Origin of the sequence: Piscinibacter sp., assembly GCF_047600445.1 — a bacterium.
Classification (GTDB): domain Bacteria; phylum Pseudomonadota; class Gammaproteobacteria; order Burkholderiales; family Burkholderiaceae_C; genus Piscinibacter.
This window is the reverse complement of sequence record NZ_JASGKT010000002.1, coordinates 598,132-618,453: the sequence shown is the minus strand read 5'-3', so window position 1 is coordinate 618,453 and position 20,322 is coordinate 598,132. Positions and strand designations below refer to the sequence as shown.

Annotated in this window: 15 protein-coding genes and 1 pseudogene; 8 read left to right on the top strand and 8 right to left on the bottom strand. The window is 72.3% G+C overall.

Annotated features, from left to right (window positions below):
* Positions 1-7: 7 nt before the first annotated feature.
* Positions 8-1,141 carry an FAD-dependent monooxygenase gene (locus tag QM792_RS06915; protein WP_415148703.1) on the bottom strand — a complete coding sequence of 378 codons (1,134 nt, stop codon included), beginning with the start codon at positions 1,139-1,141 and terminating at the stop codon, positions 8-10.
* An 88-nt stretch (positions 1,142-1,229) separates the two neighbouring features.
* Here QM792_RS06915 and QM792_RS06910 point away from each other — a divergent pair, with 88 nt between their 5' ends.
* The 3 genes from QM792_RS06910 (at position 1,230) to ychF (ending at position 5,679) form a co-directional block, all read left to right on the top strand.
* Complete coding sequence (locus tag QM792_RS06910; RefSeq protein ID WP_415148702.1) at positions 1,230-3,644, top strand: AsmA family protein; 2,415 nt, start codon at positions 1,230-1,232, stop codon at positions 3,642-3,644.
* Complete coding sequence (locus QM792_RS06905; protein WP_415148700.1) at positions 3,641-4,504, top strand: MOSC domain-containing protein; 864 nt, start codon at positions 3,641-3,643, stop codon at positions 4,502-4,504. The genes QM792_RS06910 and QM792_RS06905 overlap by 4 nt, the downstream gene beginning before the upstream one ends.
* An 80-nt stretch (positions 4,505-4,584) precedes the next feature.
* Entirely contained in the window at positions 4,585-5,679 is a 1,095-nt protein-coding gene (gene ychF, locus QM792_RS06900) for a redox-regulated ATPase YchF (RefSeq protein ID WP_415148698.1), read from the top strand.
* Positions 5,680-5,700: 21 nt separating this feature from the next.
* On the opposite strand, the gene QM792_RS06895 is transcribed toward ychF, so the two are convergent.
* Complete coding sequence (locus QM792_RS06895) at positions 5,701-6,225, bottom strand: GNAT family N-acetyltransferase (protein WP_415148697.1); 525 nt, start codon at positions 6,223-6,225, stop codon at positions 5,701-5,703.
* 69 nt (positions 6,226-6,294) lie between these two features.
* Between QM792_RS06895 and QM792_RS06890 the strand changes: the two genes are divergently transcribed.
* Positions 6,295-6,681, top strand: a complete 387-nt coding sequence (locus tag QM792_RS06890) for a nuclear transport factor 2 family protein (protein WP_415148695.1) — start codon at positions 6,295-6,297, stop codon at positions 6,679-6,681.
* Positions 6,682-6,718: 37 nt separating this feature from the next.
* On the opposite strand, the gene QM792_RS06885 is transcribed toward QM792_RS06890, so the two are convergent.
* Positions 6,719-8,278, bottom strand: coding sequence for a phospholipase D family protein (locus QM792_RS06885; protein ID WP_415148694.1), 1,560 nt, complete (start codon positions 8,276-8,278; stop codon positions 6,719-6,721).
* A 108-nt stretch (positions 8,279-8,386) separates the two neighbouring features.
* Here QM792_RS06885 and QM792_RS06880 point away from each other — a divergent pair, with 108 nt between their 5' ends.
* The 4 genes and pseudogenes from QM792_RS06880 (at position 8,387) to QM792_RS06865 (ending at position 16,167) form a co-directional block, all read left to right on the top strand.
* Entirely contained in the window at positions 8,387-10,126 is a 1,740-nt protein-coding gene (locus QM792_RS06880; protein WP_415148692.1) for a PHA/PHB synthase family protein, read from the top strand.
* A 129-nt stretch (positions 10,127-10,255) separates the two neighbouring features.
* Positions 10,256-13,456 carry a CHASE domain-containing protein gene (locus tag QM792_RS06875; protein WP_415148691.1) on the top strand — a complete coding sequence of 1,067 codons (3,201 nt, stop codon included), beginning with the start codon at positions 10,256-10,258 and terminating at the stop codon, positions 13,454-13,456.
* A gap of 82 nt (positions 13,457-13,538) precedes the next feature.
* The gene (rpoH, locus tag QM792_RS06870; RefSeq protein WP_415148690.1) at positions 13,539-14,474 is read left to right on the top strand and encodes an RNA polymerase sigma factor RpoH; all 936 of its coding nucleotides are present in this window, start codon (positions 13,539-13,541) and stop codon (positions 14,472-14,474) included.
* 39 nt (positions 14,475-14,513) lie between these two features.
* Positions 14,514-16,167: pseudogene (locus tag QM792_RS06865) on the top strand (hypothetical protein).
* 13 nt (positions 16,168-16,180) lie between these two features.
* On the opposite strand, the gene QM792_RS06860 reads toward QM792_RS06865, so the two are convergent.
* The 5 genes from QM792_RS06860 to QM792_RS06840 are packed head-to-tail and all read right to left on the bottom strand — an operon-like array spanning position 16,181 to position 20,311.
* A complete protein-coding gene (locus QM792_RS06860) occupies positions 16,181-16,804 on the bottom strand; it encodes an SCO family protein (RefSeq protein WP_415148689.1) in 624 nt (207 codons plus the stop codon).
* Positions 16,801-17,727: a heme o synthase gene (gene cyoE / locus QM792_RS06855; protein ID WP_415148688.1), complete on the bottom strand. Its 927-nt coding sequence runs from the start codon at positions 17,725-17,727 to the stop codon at positions 16,801-16,803. Before cyoE ends, QM792_RS06860 begins: the two co-directional genes overlap by 4 nt.
* A 16-nt stretch (positions 17,728-17,743) precedes the next feature.
* A complete protein-coding gene (locus tag QM792_RS06850) occupies positions 17,744-18,898 on the bottom strand; it encodes a COX15/CtaA family protein (RefSeq protein WP_415148686.1) in 1,155 nt (384 codons plus the stop codon).
* An 8-nt stretch (positions 18,899-18,906) separates the two neighbouring features.
* A complete protein-coding gene (locus tag QM792_RS06845) occupies positions 18,907-19,623 on the bottom strand; it encodes an SCO family protein (protein ID WP_415148684.1) in 717 nt (238 codons plus the stop codon).
* Positions 19,577-20,311: an SURF1 family protein gene (locus QM792_RS06840; RefSeq protein WP_415148683.1), complete on the bottom strand. Its 735-nt coding sequence runs from the start codon at positions 20,309-20,311 to the stop codon at positions 19,577-19,579. Before QM792_RS06840 ends, QM792_RS06845 begins: the two co-directional genes overlap by 47 nt.
* Positions 20,312-20,322 lie beyond the last annotated feature (11 nt).

Here is a 20,322-nt window from a genome sequence, read left to right as displayed (position 1 = left end):
GGGTCTTTCAGCTGTCGAGGGCGCGCTCGGTGAGCCAGCGCTTGAGCGGGGTGAGGCGATTGACCAGACCCAGCCCGCGGTTGCGGAGTTCCCGCGCGGCGGGTGCGGGTTGCGCGAACAAATGCAGCAATCCGTCGGTCAGGCGGCTCATCGCCCAGGTGGGCAGCGCGCGTTCGCGCGCGTAGCGGCGCAGCAGCCGGGGGTCGGACAGCGGCCGCCACGGCTCGCGCGCGGCGAGCACGCGCGCGAGCGCCGCCACGTCGGCCAGGCCGAGGTTCAGGCCCTGGCCGGCCAGCGGGTGCACGAGGTGCGCGGCGTCGCCCAGCAGCACCCAGCCCGGGCCGCTCCAGGCGCTCGCGCTGGCGATGCCGAGCGGCCATTCGGCGCGCGCCGAGGCCAGCGCCGGCTCGCCGGCCTCGCCGCGCGTGGCCTCCATCAGCGCGGCGGCGAAGGCCGCCTCGTCCAGCGCCATCAGCTCGGCGCAGCGCTCGCGCGGCAGCGACCACACCAGCGCGTAGCTGCGCTGGGGTTCGGGCGAATCGAAGGGCAGCAGCGCCAGCACGTCGGGCGAGCGGAACCACTGCCGCGCGGCGCCCTGGTGCGGGCGCGACGCGACCAGCCGCGCGGCGATCGCGCTGTGGCCGTAGTCGTGGCGCTCGAAGCGCACGCCCAGCGCCTCGCGCGCGGCCGAGGCCTTGCCCTCGCACAGCGCGACCAGGCCGGCCCTGGCGTGATCGGCCTGCGCGGCCGTCAGCACCTGCACGTGCGGCGCGAAACGCACCGCCGCGGCCAGTTCGCGTTCGAGCACCGGCGCATCGACGATCCAGGCCAGCTCGCCGGCGCGCTGCTCCCAGGCGGAGAAGTCGATCGCCGCGCCCTCGGCGTCGCCCTGCACGTGCATGTCGTACACCGGCGTCGCGGCGTGCGCCGGCAGCGAATCCCAGACCTTGAGCGACTTCAGCAGCGCGACGGACGCGGCATTGAGCGCATAGGCGCGCACGTCGGGCGCGGCGCCGGGGCGCGGCGTCTCGTTCGGCGCATCGCGGCACAGCCCGACCTGCAGCCCGAGCCGGGCCAGCGACAGCGCCAGGCTCTGCCCGACGATGCCCGCGCCCCGCACCAGCACGTCCACGTGTTTCATCGCCTTGCATTGTAGGCAGCGGGTCACAACGCCCCGCTTGCAACGGGGTGCAAAATCCGCGCTCCGTTTTTCGGCTACCGTGCCGTCCATGAGCTTCTGGATCAAGCGCATCCTCATCGCGCTCGCAGCGCTGCTTCTGGTGGCCGTCGCGGCCGCCGCCTGGCTGGTCGCCAGCTTCGACCCGAACCGCTACAAGGGCGCGGCGATCGACTGGATGAAAACCCGCCACGACCGCACGCTGGCGATCGCCGGGCCGATCGAGCTGTCGGTGTTCCCGCGCGTGGCGGTCAAGCTCGCCCAGGTGAGCCTGAGCGAACATGGCCGCGCCGAGCAGTTCGCGGCGGTCGACAAGGCCGCGCTGGCGGTCGAGCTGCTGCCGCTGCTGTCGGGCCGCGTGGTGGTCGGCCGCGTCGAGGCCAGCGGCGTGCGCGTGCAACTGCTGCGCGACGCGCGGGGCCGCCGCAACACCGACGACCTGACCGGCCCCGCCGACGCGAAGACCGACACGAAGGACGACAAGAAGGCCGGCACGCCGGCCGAGGCGTCGTCCCGCCCGCTGAGCTTCGACATCGACCGCATCGTGCTCGGCGACGTGCGCGCCCGCATCAAGGACGAGGTGGCCAAGCTCGACGGCGAGCTGGCGCTGGCCACGCTGGCCACCGGCCGCATCGCCGACGGCGTGGCCGCGCCGGTGGAGCTGTCGGCCAACGCCGACTTCAGGCAGCCGGCGCTCAAGGGCACGCTCAGCGGCAAGACCACGCTGACGCCCGAACTGGCCAGCGGCTCGGCGAGGCTGGCCGACATGAACCTGGCCTGGAAGGGCGACCTGCCCGGCGCGGCCGGCGTCGACGCGCAACTGCGCGGCGCGCTCGCCTGGGACGGCGCCAAGGGCGCGGCCGAGGCGCGCAAGCTCGAGCTGACGCTGGCCGCGCGCGCCGGCGCGATCCAGCTCGCCGACAGCACGCTGGCGCTGGACGCCTTCGCCTTCGACCCGGCGCGGCAGGCCTTGCGCGTCGAGGCGCTGAAGCTGCGCCTGAAAGGCCAGCGCGGCAAGGATCCGCTCGCGCTCGACCTCGACTGGCCGCGGCTGGACGTGGCCGGCGAGAAGCTCTCCGGCAGCGCGCTGCAGGGCAGGTTCTCGCTCGGCGGCGAGCTGCCGATCGCCGCCGCCTTCAAGAGCGGCGCGCCGACCGGCAACTTCGACGCCATCGCGCTGCCCGGCTTCGAGGCCGACATCCACAGCGACGGCTCGGGCCGCCGCATCGCCGGCACGCTGCGCGCCCACCTCGGCCTGCAGCCGGCCAAGTCGGCGCTGGCGCTCGACGGACTGGAGCTGAAGGCCGACCTGCAGGACAAGCAGCTCAAGCCGCTGGCGCTGAACCTGCGCGGCAACGCGCAGGCCTCGCCGCAGCTCGCGAAGTGGTCGCTGGCCGGCACGCTGAACGCCAACAACTTCGCCGTCGACGGCAACGCCAACCTGGCCGCGCACCCGGTGTTCGTCAAGGCCAACGGCCGCTTCGATTCGCTCGACCTCAATACCCTGCTGCCCGAGGGTGCCTCGGCCGGCACCGCGCCGGGCTCGGGCAAGCCGGCGCCGGCGGACGCGCCGGTCGACCTGTCGGGCCTGCGCGCGCTGGACGCCGACATCACGCTGCGCGCCGGCAGCCTGGCGCTGCGCCAGTACCGCATCGCCGACGCGCGCGTCGAGGCCAAGCTGGCCGGCGGCATGCTGCGCGTGCCGGTGCTGCAGGCCAAGGCCTGGGGCGGCGCGCTCGACGCCAACGCGCTGGCCGACGCGCGCGCCAGCCGCATCGCGGTCAAGGCGGTGGCCACCGGCGTGAACGTCAACGCGATGCTGAAGGACGTGGCATCGAAAGACCTGCTCGAAGGCACCGGCCGCGTGCAGCTCGACGTGGACACCAGCGGCCGCAGCGTCGGCGAGCTGCGCTCGCAGTTGCGCGGCAACGCGGCGCTGCACCTGCGCGACGGCGCCATCAAGGGCATCAACCTGGCCAAGACGCTGCGCCAGGCGCGGGCCGCGCTGTCGCTCAAGCAGGACGCGGTGGAGCAGGCGCGCCAGACCGAAAAGACCGACTTCTCCGAGCTGAGCGCCACCTTCCAGATCGCCGACGGCGTGGCGCGCAGCCACGACCTCGACGTCAAGAGCCCGTTCCTGCGCCTGGGCGGCGACGGCCTCATCGACATCGGCCGCGGCCGCATCGACTACACCGCGCGCGCCACCGTCACCGACACCAGCGCCGGCCAGGGCGGCGCCGAACTGGCGGCGCTCAGGGGCCTGACGGTGCCGGTGCGGCTGACCGGGCCCTTCGACGCCATCGACTGGAAGGTGCAATGGTCGGCGGTGGCGGCCGGCGCCTTGCAGAACAAGGTGGAAGACAAGCTGAAGGAAAAGCTCGGCATCAAGCCGGCCGAGCCCGGCGCCTCCGCGCCCAAGCCGAAAGACGTGCTGAAGGAGAAGCTGTTGAAGGGGCTGTTCAAGTGAGCGGCGACGCCGACGTGGCGGTGCGCATCGCCGGGCTGAACCTGCATCCGGTCAAGTCCTGCGGCGGCATCGCCGTCGACGAGGCGCTGGTCATCGAAACCGGCTTCGAGTTCGACCGCGCCTGGATGGTGGTCGACCCGCAGGGCCGCTTCGTCACGCAGCGCGAGCTGCCGCGCATGGCACTGGTGCGGCCTACGCTGCGCCACGCCGACATGCTGCTGCGCGCGCCCGGCATGCTGGCGCTGCACCTGGCGCTCGACGCGGTGGAGGCGCCGGCGCAGGCCACGGTGTGGAACGACACCGTGAAGGCCTACGACATGGGCGACCTCGCCGCGCAGTGGTTCAGCGACTTCCTCGGCCGCCCGCTGCGCCTGGTGCGCTTCGACCCCGAACAGCGCCGCCTCGCCGACCGGCGCTGGACCGGGCCGATCGAGGCCGAGACCGCCTTCGCCGACGGCTTTCCGCTGCTGGTGGCCTCCAGCGCCGGGCTGGACGAACTGAACACGCGCCTCGGCCAGGCCGGCCACGACGCGGTGACGATGCAGCGTTTTCGCCCCAACCTCGTGCTCGACGGGCTGGAGGCCAACGGCGAGGACCACCTCGACGAGATCGTCTTCGACACGCCCGACGGCGCGGTGCGCCTCAAGCTGGTCAAGCCCTGCGCGCGCTGCAGCATCCCCGACGTCGACCCGGCCACGGCGCAGACCGGCCACGCGGTCGGCGACACGCTGGCCGCCTACCGCGCCGACGCGCGCCTGGACGGCGCGATCACCTTCGGCATGAACGCGGTGATCGTCGAAGGCGTGGAGGCCGTGCTGCGCATCGGCCAGGCCGGCACGGCGAGCTACCGCTTCGACTGACCGGCCCGGCGAGCCGCGGCGGCGCGGGGCGCGCGCCCTAGAATTCGCGCTTTCCCGCGCCATTCCCCGGAAAGCCCCCCATGAGCCTCAAGTGCGGCATCGTGGGCCTGCCCAACGTCGGCAAGTCCACCCTCTTCAACGCCCTGACCAAAGCCGGCATCGCCGCCGAGAACTACCCGTTCTGCACCATCGAGCCGAACGTCGGCGTGGTCGAGCTGCCCGACCCGCGGCTCGACGCGCTGTCGGCCATCGTGAAACCCGAGCGCATCGTGCCGGCGATCGTCGAGTTCGTCGACATCGCCGGGCTGGTGGCCGGCGCGAGCAAGGGCGAAGGCCTGGGCAACCAGTTCCTCGCCCACATCCGCGAGACCGACGCGATCGTCAACGTGGTGCGCTGCTTCGAGGACGAGAACGTCATCCACGTGGCCGGCAAGGTCGACCCGATCTCCGACATCGAGGTGATCCAGACCGAGCTGTGCCTGGCCGACCTGGCCACGGTGGACAAGTCGCTGGCGCGCTACACCAAGGTGGCCCGGGCCGGCGGCGACAAGGAGGCGCAGCGCCTGGTCGACGTGCTGAACAAATGCCAGGCGGCGCTGAACGAAGGCAGGCCGGTGCGCAGCCTGGACTTCAGCAAGGAGGAACAGGCGGTGCTCAAGCCGCTGTGCCTGATCACCGCCAAGCCGGCGATGTTCGTCGGCAACGTCGACGAACACGGCTTCGAGGCCAACCCGCTGCTCGACAAGCTGCGCGCCTACGCCGACGCGCAGAAGGCGCCGGTGGTGGCGATCTGCGCGAAGACCGAGGCCGAACTGGCCGACATGAGCGACGAGGACAGGCAGATGTTCCTCGCCGAGATGGGCCAGAGCGAGCCGGGCCTGAATCGCCTGATCCGCGCCGCCTTCAAGCTGCTGGGGCTGCAGACCTACTTCACCGCCGGCGTGAAGGAAGTGCGCGCCTGGACCATCCACGTCGGCGACACCGCGCCGCAGGCCGCCGGCGTGATCCACACCGACTTCGAGCGCGGTTTCATCCGCGCCCAGACCATCGCCTTCGACGACTTCGTCGCCTACAAGGGCGAACAGGGCGCGAAGGACGCCGGCAAGATGCGCGCCGAGGGCAAGGAATACGTCGTCAGGGATGGCGACGTGATGAACTTCCTGTTCAACGTCTGAGGCCAAGCGCGGGCGAAAGCGTCAGGCGCCGTGGCGCACCGGCGCAGCGTAGATCGGATCGACGTACACACGGCCCGCGAAGAGGAAGTCCTTGCCGCCGCACCGGGTGAAGCCCGACCGTTCATAGAAGCCGATGGCGCGGACGTTGCGGTCGTACACGCCGAGCCAGAGCGTTCCGGCACCCAGGCGCGACGCCTCGCGATGAACGGCCCGCATCAATTGCGCGCCATGGCCCTGGCCGATGAAGCGGTCGGCGAGATAGAAGCGCGCCAGCTCGATGGGCTGCGGGCCCGGCACGCACGTCGGGGGTTCCGTTCGAGCGATGACGGCATAGCCGGCCAACTCGGCGCCACGCTCGGCGAGCACGGTCGTGGCGAGCGGGTCGCCGATGAGGGCGAGAACCGCCGGGACGTTGAAGTGTCCGGCGACGTACTCGGCGATCTCGCGGGCGTCGTCGAGGTCCCGGTAGGCGTCGGAAAAGGCCTGGGACGCGAACGACGCGAGCGCGCCGGCGTCGTCGGGGGCCGCATGGCGGAATGACAGCATGAGAAGACCACTCTACGTCAGGCCGTGCAGGCCACCGTCTTGCCGGTCCGTTGCCCTAAGCTGTGGCCCATGAATGCCCTTGAACACCTCATCGACACGTACTGTGATGGATGGTCTGCCCCGACGCCCGAGGAGCGGGAGCGGCTGATCCGTGCAACGCTGGCGGATGACGCGACTTACTGCGACCCGAGAGCCGACGACCTTCCCGTTCCAGACCTGCTCGCGCACATCTCGGGAGTCCAGGCGAAGCGCCCCGGGGCCAAGGTCGTGCGCACCAGCGCCGTCGACGTTCACCACGGTTTTGCGCGCTTCCACTGGCATGTGGTTCTTCCAGACGGCACGACACTTCCCGAAGGGCTCGATGTCGTTGAACTCTCGCCCGACGGGAAACGCATTCAGCACGTTCTCGGCTTCTTCGGGCCGTTGCAGAGAAGAAGCTCATCGACCTCGAACTGAACGCGCGCTGGACTGTCCTTCCGGGAAGAGATGACTTCTAAAGCTGCGACTCCAACGGCAGCATCCCGATGAGCCGCGCGGTCAGCCGGCGCAGCAGCGAGGTTTCGGGCTCCCGGTCGTAGACGACGGCTTTCCCGCCCTGGCTCGCGCGCCATTCCAGCCGCCGCTCGGGCGTCAGGCGGACTTCGTAGCTGTGCGATGGCGAGGTTTCGCGCTGCCAGACCGCCTCCATCTTCGCCACCAGCGCCTCGGAATCGAAGAGCACGCCCATCTCGGTGTTCAGCGAGGTCGAGCGCGGATCGAAGTTCATCGAGCCGATGAACCCCACGTGCCCGTCGGCGGTGACGGCCTTGGTGTGCAGGCTGGCGCCGCTCGATCCGCGCAGCGAGAAATTGCTCTCGTGGTCCTCGGGGCGCAGTTCCCACAGCCCGACGCCGGCTTCGAGCAGCGGCACGCGGTAGCGCGCATAGCCGCCATGCACCGCCGCCACGTTGGTCGCGGCCAGCGAGTTGGTCAGGATGGCCACGGACACGCCCTTGGCGGCGATCGCCGCGAGTCGTTCCGTGCCGTCCTTTCCCGGGACGAAATAAGGCGAGGTGATCTCCAGCCGCCGTTGCGCCGCCTCGAAGACCGGCCGCAGTTCGCGCATCAGCCAGTTCTCGCCGTTGCGGCCCAGCACCTTCTCCGGCGGATCGGCGAGCACGCGGGCGCTTGCCGTCCAGTCCGGCCGCTCCTGCGCCGGGTCGAGAAGCGAGACCCGCCTGGCCAGGCGCTCCAGGTACGGCCCGGCGGCGGCCTCGCCGGCGCTGGCGCGCAAGCCGGGAGCGATCTCCGCCAGCGCGCCCTGGGGGTCTTTCAGCGGCGAGAGCCGGTCCAGCGGCAGCGCCGCGCCGCCGTTCCAGTAGGCGTCGAAGACCTTCTCCGTCTGCGCGACGGCGGGGCCCATCAGCAGCACGTCCATGTCGCGGACGTTGGTGTGCTCGCCGGCGTCGAAATACCGGTCGCCGATGTTGCGCCCGCCCAGGATCGCGACGCGCCCGTCGGCGATCCAGGCCTTGTTGTGCATGCGCCGCGTCACGCTGAAGGCGCGCAGCGCCATCTCGACGCCGCGGCGCAGGCTGCCCGCGCGCGAGCGGGTCGGGTTGAAGATGCGGATCTCGACGCGCGGGTGGTGCGCCATCGCGATCATCGCGTCCCAGCCGTGGCTGGTGCCGATGTCGTCGACCAGCAGGCGCACGCGCACGCCGCGCTCGGCCGCGGCCAGCACCTCGGCCAGCAGCAGGCGGCCCGTCAGGTCGTCCTGCCAGATGTAGTACATCAGGTCGAGCGAACGCTCGGCCCGGCGCGCCAGCAGGCCGCGCGCGGCGAAGGCATCCAGGTTCTCGGCCAGCAGATGCAGCCCGGTTTCGCCGGGGTGCGCGTCCGCCACGGCGCCTATGCGCTGGTCGAGCGGCGTCCGCCCGCCCTCGACCGGCAGCGCGTAGGAGGCTTCACCCTGCACGCGGTCGGCGAAAGCACCGTAAAGCCAGGTCGCCAGCATCGAGGCCGCGACCAGGCCCAGGCCGGCCAGGACGATGAAGCGTATCGTGCCCGTCATCCACGCCATTCTGCGGCATCGTGGGCGATGACAGGCGACGCAGGGCCACCGCGCGCGCGGCTGTCATTCGTCAATACCGGGGCCGCCGCGGCGGATCAAGATGAGTCCATGAGCCAGCCGCACGACGACGAATCCCCCACCGCCCGCCTCGACCGCCTGCTGCACGTGGCGGCGGCGCCCCTGACCGGCGGGCTCTCGCCGGTGTCGCTGGGCCTGGCCTGGGCCGACTGGGCCTGGCACCTGGGCGTCTCGCCCGGGCGGCAGATGGAGCTGGCCGCGCTGGCGGCGCAGCTCGGCGCGGCGGCGCTGCAAGGCAACGACGCGCCCAGCGGCGCGGCCGACGAGGATCCGCGCTTTCGCCACCCCGACTGGGAGACCTGGCCCTTCCACCTGATGCGCAGCGGCTTCCGCGGCGCCGAGGCCTGGTGGCGTGTTGCCGCCCGGCAGCCGGGCATGACGCCGCACCACGCCGAGCTGACCGACTTCATGGCGCGCCAGTGGTTGGGCGTGATGACGCCGGCCAACTGGCTGCCGAGCAACCCGGTGGTGCTGCACGCCAACGCCGAGCGCTCCGGCGCGCCGCTGCGCCAGGGCTGGCTGAACTGGCTGCAAGACCTCGCCACGCCGGCCAGCGCACGCGCCGCGGCCGAACGCGAGGCACGTTTCAAGGTCGGCCGCGACGTCGCCGTCACGCCCGGCGAGGTGGTGATGCGCAACGGCCTGGCCGAGCTGATCCGCTACACGCCGCAAACCAGAACGGTGCATCCCGAGCCGGTGCTGATCGTGCCCTCGTGGATCATGAAGTACTACATCCTCGACCTCTCGCCGCACAACTCGCTGGTGCGCTGGCTGGTGTCGCAGGGACACGTGGTCTACATGCTGTCGTGGAAGAACCCCGACGCCGCGGACCACGACCTGACGATGGACGACTACCTGCAACGCGGCCCGCTGGACGCGCTGCGCCGCATCGCGCAACTGGAGCCCGGGCAGCCGGTGCACGCGATGGGCTACTGCCTGGGCGGCACGCTGATGGCGATCGCCGCGGCGGCGCTAGCGCGCGAGGGCGTGGTCGCCGACCGGCGCCGGCTCGCCACGCTGAAAACGCTGACGCTGCTGGCCGCGCAGGTCGACTTCTCCGAGCCCGGCGAGCTGGGCCTGTTCATCGACGAGAGCCAGATCGCCTACCTGAAGGAGCAGAACCGCGCGCGCGGCTACTTCCCGGGCGACGCGATGGCCGGCTCGTTCCAGTTCCTGCACTCGCGCGACCTGGTGTGGACACGCCGCATGCGCGAGTACCTGATGGGCGAACGCGAGCAGCCCAGCGACCTGATGGCCTGGAACAGCGACACCACGCGCATGCCGGCGCGCATGCACCACGAGTACCTGGTGTCGCTGTACCTGCACAACGCGCTGGCGATGGGCACCTACCGCGTCGGCGGGCACGACGGCAAAACGCTCTCGCTGGCCGACCTGCACCTGCCCGTCTTCATGGTCGGCACCTCGCGCGACCACGTCTCGCCGTGGCGCTCGGTCTACAAGCTGCACCACCTGTGCGACGCCGAGATCACCTTCGCGCTGGCCAGCGGCGGGCACAACGCCGGCATCGTCTCCGAACCCGGCCACCCGCGCCGCGGCTACCGCATCGCGACGCGACCGGCGCGCGGCGCCTGGGTCGCCCCCGACGACTGGGAGCGCGACGCCGCCGCGCACGAGGGCTCGTGGTGGCCCGCCTGGCAGCAGTGGCTGGCGCGGCGCTCCTCGCGCCGTCGCGCGCCGCACACCCTGCCGCGTGGAGCATCTCTCGCATCCGCGCCCGGCGAGTACGTATTGACGTGTTATCCCGACTGAGCAGCGCCCGGCCCCAACATAATGGGGCCGCCATGTCGATGCTCTTGACCCCGCTCGGCACGCCGGGGCGGCCACCACGCCGCAGTCCGGCCGCGGCCGGCCGCGCGCTGCCCTGAGGCCGGGACTGCCGTGCCCAGCCCCGCCGGGACTCCCGCCGACTCGAACGCCGCGCCGCACCCGGCGTGGATCGTCGCCGGCATGGCGCTGGCCTACCTGCTGGTCGGGCTGCCCGCGCTGCAGTTCGCCATTCCGCCGAGCTACGCCTCGCCGCTGTACCCGCCGGCCGGCATCGCGCTGGCCGCGGTGCTGGTGTACGGCCGCGCCGCGATCCTCGGCACCGCGCTGGGCAACTTCCTCGTCAACGTGTCGCTGGTCGCGCTGCGCGGCAGCGTCGATCCGGTCGCGCTGCTGGTGCCGGTGGCCACCGCGCTCGCCGCCGGACTGCAGGCCGGCGCCGGCGCCTGGCTGGTGCGGCGCCACGCGCGCAACCCGCTGGCCATCAGCGAGCCGCGCGACGTGGCCGTGCTGTTCGGCCTGGGCGGGGCGCTGGCCTGCATGGTGGCGCCCAGCATCGCCACGGTGGTGCTGGTCGCCGCCGGCATCGTGCCGCTCGCCGGCGCCCCGGTGACCTGGCTGACCTGGTGGGCCGGCGACACCTTCGGCGCGATGATCGCCACGCCGATCACGCTGACGCTGATCGGCCGGCCGCGCGCCGACTGGGCGGCGCGGCGCGCCAGCGTCGGCCTGACGCTGCTGCTGACCACCTTCGTGATGGCGCTGGGCATCGCTCAGGTGGTGCGCTGGGACGAGGAGCGGGTGCGCAACACCTTCCTGCGCGACGCCAACCACGCCGCCGTCGTGCTCGACGCGCGGCTGCGCGAGCCGCTGCTGGCGCTCGAGGCGCTGCGCGGCGTCTTCATCGCCTCCGAGGACGTCGACCGCGACGAGATGCACCGCGCCAGCGCCGCCTGGCTGACCGACGGCCGCCTGACGGCGATCGGCTGGTACGAGGCGATGCCGCGCGCCCAGGTGCCGGCCTTCGAGGCGGCGGTGCGCGCCGAGGGGCTGCCGCAATACCGCGTCTTCGAACGCGGCGAAGACCCGGCCGGCGTGCCGCGCGAGCCGGTGATCGCGATGCGCTTCGTCGAGCCGATGCAGGGCAACGCGACGGCGCTCGGGCTCAACATCCTGTCGGTGCCGGCGGCGCGCGCCGCCATCGAGCACAGCCGCGCCGAAGGCGTGTCGGTGGCCAGCGCGCCGTTCGCGCTGACGCAGGTGCCCGAGGGGCAGGACCGCACCGGCGTGGTCGTCTACCGCGCGGTGAACTTCGACGAGGGCGGCGCCGCAACCGCCCCCGCCGGCACGCTGCGCGGCGTGGTGTTCGTGACGCTGCGCCTGGCGCCGCTGCTGGCCTCGATGGCCAGTGACATGCCGGCCTACCTGTCGCTGTGCCTGGTCGACGCCGACCCGCAGGCCGGGCCGCGCCGCCTCGCCGGGGCCGACGGCTGCGAGACCGGCGCCGCCCCGGCGCTGCGCGAGGAGCGCGAGATCGGCTTCGGCGGCCGGCGCTGGGAGCTGCGCGTCGGCGCGCGCGAGGCCGACGTGCCGGAAGGCCGCGGCGCCAACGCCTGGCTGTTCTCGGTGGTGGGCCTGCTCGGCGCGGCGATGCTCGGCGCGCTGCTGCTGGTGATCACCGGACGCGCGCGCCGCATCGAGGCGGCCGTGGCCGAGCGCACCGCGGCGCTGCAGGACGAGGTGCACGAGCGCGAGCGCGCCCAGGCGGCGCTGCGCGACAGCGAGCAGCGCTTCCGCAACATCCTCAACACCGCGCCGATCGGCATCCTCTACACCGACCTGGGCGGCGGCGTGAAACAGGCCAACCCGCGCTTCTGCGAGATGCTCGGCTACAGCGAGGACGAGTTGCAGCAGATGACCGTCGCGCAGTACACGCACCCCGAGGACGTGGCGCAGGACGTCGAGCTCTCGCGCGCGCTGGTGACCGGCGAGCTGCCGATGTACCGGCGCCAGAAGCGCTACATCACCAAGGACGGCCGCACGCTGTGGATCAAGTCGACCGTGACGCTGCTGCGCGACGAGTTCGGCCAGGCGCGCCGCATCGTCGGCGTGGTGGAGGACATCACCGAGCACCTGCGCCTGCAGGACGCCGAGACCGCGCGCGAGCGCGCCGAGGCGGCGAACCGCGCCAAGAGCGAGTTCCTCTCGCGCATGAGCCACGAGCTGCGCACGCCGCTGAACGCGATGCTCGGCTTCGCGCAACTGCTCGAACTCGACCGGCGCCACCCGCTGTCGGCAGACCAGCAGCCCTGGGTGGCGCAGATCCAGCAGGCCGGCTGGCACCTGCTGGACATGATCAACGACGTGCTCGACCTGTCGCGCATCGAGTCGGGCAACCTCAAGCTGCAGATCGGCCCGATCGGCCTGCCCGAGCTGCTGTCGGCCAGCCTGGCGATGGTCGACACCGAGGCCAGGCGGCGCGCGCTGGGCGTCAGCACCGAGCTGGCCGACGGCACCGGCGTGCTGATGGGCGACGCCACGCGCGTCAAGCAGATCCTGGTGAACCTGCTGAGCAACGCGGTCAAGTACAACAGCGACGGCGGGCGCATCCACGTGGCCAGCCGGCTGCGGCCGGACGACATGGTCGAGATCGCCGTCACCGACACCGGCCTGGGCATGACGCCCGAGCAGCTCGCCGAGCTGTTCCAGCCCTTCAACCGGCTCGGCCGCGAACGCTCGTCGCAGGAGGGCACCGGCATCGGGCTGGTGATCAGCCAGCGCCTGGCCGAGCTGATGGGCGGCTCGCTGCGCGCGCGCAGCCTGGCCGGCGAGGGTTCGTCGTTCATCCTGACGCTGCCCGCGGCGATCGAGCCCGACACCGTGCCGTCCGACCTCGACCCGCTGGTGACGGCCAGCGCCGAGTACCACAAGCGCATCGTGCACTACGTCGAGGACAACGAGACCAACGTCGAGGTGATGCGCGGCATCCTGTCGCAGCGCCCGCAGGTGCAGATGGAGGTGTCGGGCAGCGGCGCCGAGGCGCTGCGAGCGATCCAGGCGCGCCAGCCCGACCTGGTGCTGCTCGACATGCACCTGCCCGACATGAACGGCCTGGAACTGCTCGAACGGCTGAAAACCGACCCGGCCACCGCCGGGGTGCCGGTGGTGGTGGTCTCGGCCGACGCGACGGCGCGCCGGATCGAGGCCGCGATGCTGGCCGGCGCGCGCCGCTACCTGACCAAGCCGGTCAGCGTGACCGAGCTGCTCGCCGCGGTCGACGAGGTGCTGGAGAGCCTGTCGACACGCTTCGGCTGAGCCTACCCCTGATTTAGCACTCTCCATCGCCGAGTGCTAATATCGATGGAACGAAAGGAGCCACAGCGTGTCTGAAGCCTCCATGAGCATGCAACCCCCCTGCGCGACCTCCGCGCTCGCCGTCCGCGACCCCTGGGCGATGGTGCCCTCGCTGGGCAACCTCGACGCCTACATCAGCGCCGTCAACCGGCTGCCGCTGCTGACGCAGGAAGAGGAAGTCTCGCTGGCGCGCCGCCTGCGCGCCGGCGGCGACCTGCAGGCCGCCGGGCAACTGGTGCTGTCGCACCTGCGCCTGGTGGTGTCGATCTCGCGCCAGTACCTGGGCTACGGCCTGCCGCACGGCGACCTGATCCAGGAAGGCAACGTCGGCCTGATGAAGGCCGTCAAGCGCTTCGACCCCGAGCAGGGCGTGCGCCTGGTCAGCTATGCGATGCACTGGATCAAGGCCGAGATCCACGAGTACATCCTGAAGAACTGGCGCATGGTCAAGGTCGCGACGACCAAGGCGCAGCGCAAGCTGTTCTTCAACCTGCGCTCGATGAAGCAGAGCCTGAAGGACGAGGCCGCCGACCTCGACACCCATCGCAGCACGCTGACCGCCGGCGAGGTCGACACCGTCGCCCGCACGCTGAACGTCAAGCCCGAGGAAGTGCTCGAGATGGAGACGCGCCTGGCCGGCGGCGACGTGGCGCTGGAGCCGCAGTCGGGCGACGACGGCGAGGAAGCCTACGCGCCGATCGCCTACCTGGCCGACGAGGCGCACGAGCCGACGCGCGTGCTGGAAGCGCGCAAGCGCGACTGGCTGGCCGGCGACGGCATCGCCCACGCGCTCGACGCGCTGGACGCGCGCAGCCGCCGCATCGTCGAGGAGCGCTGGCTGAAGGTCAACGACGACGGCAGCGGCGGCATGACGCTGCACGAGCTGGCCGCCGACTACGGCGTCAGCGCCGAGCGCATCCGCCAGATCGAGGTCGCGGCGATGAAGAAGATGCGCACGGCCCTGGCCGACGCGGCCTGAACCCCGGTTGAAGCGCCGGGCGCCCGTACACTGCGGGCCATGGCCCTCGCCGACGACGCCCCAGCGGCCCCGCCACGGGTCCGGCACCTGCGCCAGGTGTTGTTGTGGCCGCTGCGGCTGATGCCGCTGCCGCGCGGCACCAAGGCCCAGCCCTGGGAGCTGCTGACACCGGACTGGCGCGAGGTGGTGGACGAATACACCGGCGACGCCGAGGGCTTCCACGAACGCCACTACAACGAGTTCGTGACCTTCCTGCCCTACGTGCAGCGCTTCCTGTACGGCGACGGGCGCGCGCAGCGCGGCGCGCACGCCGCCGCTTCGCCGATGCGGCTGTTCCGGCGCCGCGACGTGTCCAAGGTGCGGCTCGGTGTCCAAGCCCGGCGACGCGCCGCTGCTGCTGGACATCGTGCACGTCGACCTGATCTTCTTCTACAACATCGACCTGGTGATGCTGAACGTCGAGGTCAGCGCCGGCGACCTGCCGCTGCCCCGGGCGCAGGACCTGCTGTACCGCTTCGGCCGCGCCTACCCGGCCGGCTGGGATCCGCAGGGCCAGGCGCTGCACTGCATGGACCGCAGCGAGTTCCTCGACGCCGAGGGCCGCGTGCTGGCGCAGTCCGACGCGCAGCAGCGCGAGCTGTTCCTGTCCCACGTGGCCGAGCACCGCGCGCCGCGCATCGCCGCGCACTGGGCCTTCCTGCTGGAGCCGCTGGTCAGCGACCATTCGGGGCGGCCGGGCGCGCTGCGTTTCCGCCAGATCGAGTACTACCGCATGCCGACCATGGCCTACCTGGCGCTGGACGAGCCGCGCGCGCTGAAGCGCGGCGACTTCGTGCGCCTGGGGCTGCTGGCGGCGGCGGCCGAAGGCGGCAGCGACGACGCGATGCTGCCCATCGCCGAATCGGAGCTGGCCGAGTTCGAGCGCCGCCACTGCTACGACCGCTTCTGGTCCAACGCCGGCGCCGCGCCCCACACCCGCTACCTGTGCAGCGGCCACTCGCTGGTGGTGGTCGGCGACGCGCGCTCGGCCTTCTACAACTGCGCCGAGCGCGGCGTGCTGGCGCAGTTCCGCCACCAGCATTTCCTGCTGTTCCTGATCGCGCACTTCCAGAAGGCCGCGCTGCTGATGTTCAGCGACCGGCTGGCCGAGGCGCTGAAGCACCTGGACATCACCGACCCCGACAGCGTGCGCCGCTTCAAGCGCGCGATCCGCGACAGCTTCGCCGGCTTCCTGGGCTTCACGCACCGCTACTGGTTCCACGAGGTGTCGGAACAGGCGCAGGCGCGCGCGCTGTTCCGCATGTGCACCACGCAGCTGGGCACCGACGCGCTGTATGCCGAGGTCAAGGAGCGCATCGCCGACATGAGCGGCTACCTCGAGGCCGACGGCCTGCGCCGCCAGGCCAACACCGTGGTGCGCCTGACGGTGGTGACGATCTTCGGCCTGATCGGCACCATCACCACCGGCTTCCTCGGCATGAACCTGCTCGGCGAATCCCAGGCGCCGTTGTCGACGCGGCTGTTGTTGTTCAGCGCGGTTTTTGTCGTGACCGCGGCGCTGACCGCCTACACGATGGTCAAGTCCAAGCGGCTGTCGGACTTCCTCGACGCCCTGTCCGACGAGCGGCTCGACGCCCTGTCCAAGCTCAAGGCCCTGGCCGCGGTGTGGCGGCGCGGCGGCGGCGGCGACTGATGTGCGCGGGCGCTCAGCCCGCGGCGAGCAGCGTCTTCAGGTCGGCGGCGAGCGCCTCGGCGCCGCTGCCGTAGCGCACGAACAGGCGTACCCGGCCCTGGGTGTCGAACACGTAGGACCCGGCGGTGTGGTCCATCGTGTAGCTGCCCTCGGTCTTGCCGGGCACGCGCGCGTAGAACACCTTGAACTCCTTGGCCACGGCCGCCGTCTGCTCGGCGTTGCCGCGCAGCGCGACGAAGCTCGGGTCGAAGCTGCCCATGTAGGCCTTCAGCAGTTCGGGCGTGTCGCGCTCCGGGTCGATCGTGATGAACACGCCCTGCACGCGCTCGCCGTCCGCGCCGAGCGACTTCTTCACCTGCGCCAGCTCGGCCATCGTGGTCGGGCACACGTCGGGGCACTGCGTGTAGCCGAAGAACACCACCGTCACCTTGCCCTTGAAGTCGGCCAGCGTGCGCATGCGGCCGTCGGGGTCGGGCAGCGCGATCTGGCGCGCGTACTCGGCGCCGGTGATGTCGACGGCCCGGAACGAGGCGGCCGGGCCGGCCGCGCCGCCGCCGGAGCGGTCGCAGCCGGCGAGCAGCGCCGGCGCCAGCGCGAGGCCGAAGAAACCGAGAAGGGCGAGGCGGCGGGAACTCATCGCAGCAGCAGTCCGAGGTAGTGATCCACCAGCAGCGCGGCGAACAGCAGCGAGAGGTGGAGGATGGAGAAGCGGAAGGTCTTGCGCGCCAGCGCGTCGGAGTAGTCGCGCCACAGCATCCAGGCGTAGGCGATGAACAGGCCGCCGAGCACCAGCGCCGAGGCGAGGTAGAACCAGCCGCTCATGCCCGAGACGAAGGGCAGCAGCGTCGCGGCGAACAGCACGAAGGTGTAGAGCAGCACCTGCAGCCGCGTGAACTCGTTGCCGTGCGTCACCGGCAGCATCGGCAGGCCGGCGCGGCGGTAGTCCTCGGCGCGGTACAGCGCCAGCGCCCAGAAGTGCGGCGGCGTCCACAGGAAGATGATCAGGCACAGGATCAGCGCCTCGTGGCCGACCTCGCCGCGCACCGCCGCCCAGCCCAGCACCGGCGGCATCGCGCCCGACGCGCCGCCGATCACGATGTTCTGCGGCGTCAGCGGCTTGAGCACCACGGTGTAGACGATCGCGTAGCCGACGAAGGTGGCCAGCGTCAGCCACATCGTCAGCGGGTTGGCGCCCACATACAGCAGCGCGCAGCCGGCCGCGCACAGCGCGGCGGAGAACATCAGCGTCTGCGTGCGCGTCAGCTCGCCGCGCGCGGTGGGCCGCCAGGCGGTGCGCGCCATGCGCGCGTCGATGTGCTGCTCGATCAGGCAGTTGAAGGCCGCCGCCGCCGCCGCCACCAGCCAGATGCCGACGGTGCCGGCCAGCGCCTCGCGCCACGGCGGCAGCCCGGGCGTGGCCAGCAGCATGCCGATCACGGCGCAGAAGACGATCAACTGCACCACGCGCGGCTTGGTCAGCACGTGGTACTGGCGCCAGCGCGACGGCAGCGAGGGCGCGGCGGGCCTCGGCGGCGCCATGGAATCGGCGGTCTCGGACATGGTCTTGCGAAGAAGCCTACAGGATCGCGCCGGCCGGCGCGCCGAGCGCGGGCATGGCCCGCGCCGCGTGGCGCGCCAGCGCGGCGCGGGTCAGCCACGCGGCCAGCGCGGCGATCAGGAACGCGGCGCCGGCGGTGTGCGCCAGCGCGGCCGGCAGCGGCCAGCCGAGCACGACGTTGCTCAGCCCGGACAGCAGTTGCCACGCCGCCAGCGCCAGCAGCGCCAGCGCGACGCGGCGCGCGTCGGCGCCGCCGCGGCGCAGCGCCCAGGCCAGGCCCAGCATCGCGGCGAACAGCGCGTAAGCCGTCAGGCGGTGCGTGTAGTGGATCGCGGTGAGCGCCTCGAAGGGCAGGAAGTCGCCCTGCTTGGTCTCGCCCAGCGCGCGCCACAGCGTGAAGCCGTGGCGGAAGTCCATCGCCGGCCACCACGCGCCCTGGCAGGTCGGGAACTCGCGGCAGGCGAGCACCGCGTAGTTGGTGCTGACCCAGCCGCCCAGCGCCGCCTGCAGCAGCGCCAGCGCGGCCACGCCGGCCAGGCCGCGGCGCAGCGCGGCGGACAGCGCCAGCGGACGCGGACGCTGCAGCTCGGCCTGCACCGCCAGCAGCGCCAGCAGCCCGATGCCGCCGAGCAGGTGCAGCGTGACGATGGCCGGCACCAGCTTGAGCGTGACCGTCAGCGCGCCGAACGCGCCCTGCGCGCACACCCAGGCGAGCGTCGCCGTCGCCCACCACGGCGAAAGCGCGGCGCGGCCGCGGCGCGCATCGCGCCAGCCCGTTGCCGTCATCACGATGATCAGCATGCCCACCGTGGTCGCGAGGTAGCGGTGGATCATCTCGACCCAGGCCTTGCCGTGCGTCACCGGGCCGCCGGGCTGCGCGCTCTGCGCGGCGTGGATCTCGGCGTGCGCGCCCAGCGGGCTGGCGCTGCCGTAGCAGCCCGGCCAGTCGGGGCAGCCCAGGCCGGAGTCGGACAGCCGCGTGAAGGCGCCGAACACCACCAGGTCGAAGGTCAGGAACAGCACCAGCAGCGTCAGCGCATGCGCGCGGCCCGCCGGCGAGGCGTCGCGATGGCGCAGCCACAGCCAGGCCAGCGGCCCGAGCGCGAGCACGCCGCCGAGCAGCGCCATGCGCAGCAGCGGCGAAAGGTCGTACAGCGGCTGGGCGGCGTCCATGCTCTTCGTCAGGGCCGGCCGGGGCTGTCCCAGCCCGCCGAGCCGCGCATCAGCTTCTCGAGGTCGCGGCGCAGCCGGGCCGCGTCGGGCTCGCCGGGCGCGCGCATCATCCAGTGGCCGCGCGGGTCGACGATGTAGAAGTGCGCCTCGAGCGCCGCGCCCTCGGCCGGCTTCAGCCACTGCGCCAGCGCCTCGCGCGGCGCGCGCAGCACGGTGACCGGCTCGCCGGCGTTCAGCGCCTGCATCAGCTCGGCGCGCAGCGGCTGCGCGTCGTCGACCAGCCAGACCTTGTCGAGCCTGTCCTTGTCGCGGCCCAGCGCCTCGCGAAGCTGGCGTTGCAGCCACAGGCGCTTCTCGCAGGCCGCGTCGCAGTCGCCCCCGCCCACCACCACCAGCAGCCACTGGCCGTGCAGCGAGGCCGCGGCCACCGCGCGGCCCTGCGGGTCGGCCAGCGGCAGCGCCTCGGGCAGCGGCACCTGCGGCGAGATCAGCGTGCCGTAGTTGGTGCGGCCCTCGGGCCGGATCACGAAGTAGCTGAAGTACGAGGCGATCACCGGCGCCGCGCACACCAGCAGGATCAGCAGCATCTTGACGCGGCCCGTGGCGGTGCGGCGGCCGGCCTCGGCCAGGCCCGGCTCGGGCATCGAATGCACGGTGAAGCTCAGCGGCGAGGCCGCTTCAGGCGCGCCTTGCGAGCCGCGGACGGACGAGTTGGAACCAGACATACAGACCCGAGATCAAGGCCGCGAGCGCGAACCACTGGAAGGCATAGCCGTAGTGCTTGTGCACGTCGAGCGCGGGCGCCGGCCAGTGGCGCAGCAGCCCGTCGGCCGCCGCCCCGGCGCCGTCGGCCTGCTGCACCGACAGCGGCCTCAGGCGCAGGCCGGTTTCGCGCGCGAAAGCGTCGAGGTCGAGATTCTGCCGGATCGCGCCCTGCCCTTCGGCGCCCAGTTCGTAGGTCCGCGACGGCGGTGCGGCGATGCGGCCTTCGATGCGCACCACGCCGCCCGGCGAGGCGAGCTCGGGCACGCGCGTGCGGTCGGCGGCGTCGCGCGGCACCCAGCCGCGCTGCACCAGCACCGCGTCGCCCTCGCCGCCTTCGAGCGCCAGCGGCGTGACGACGTAGAAGCCGGCGCGGCCGTCCATCGGCCGGTTGTCGAGGAAGATCGTGCGCCCGCCGATCCAGCGCCCTTGCAGCACGATGCGCCGGTGGCGCTGCGCCTCGGCCGCGTCGTGGGTGCGCGCGAGTTCGGCCTGCGCCAGCGGGGCCTCGCCGCCGCGCGCCAGCAGCGCGGCCTGCATCGCCTCTTTCTCGGCGGCGCGCGAGAGCTGCCACACGCCCAGCCGGGCGGTCAGCGCCACGCCGGCCAGCGCGGCGGCCAGCACGACCAGGCGCCGGGCGCGCGTGTTCATGCGCGCCCCGC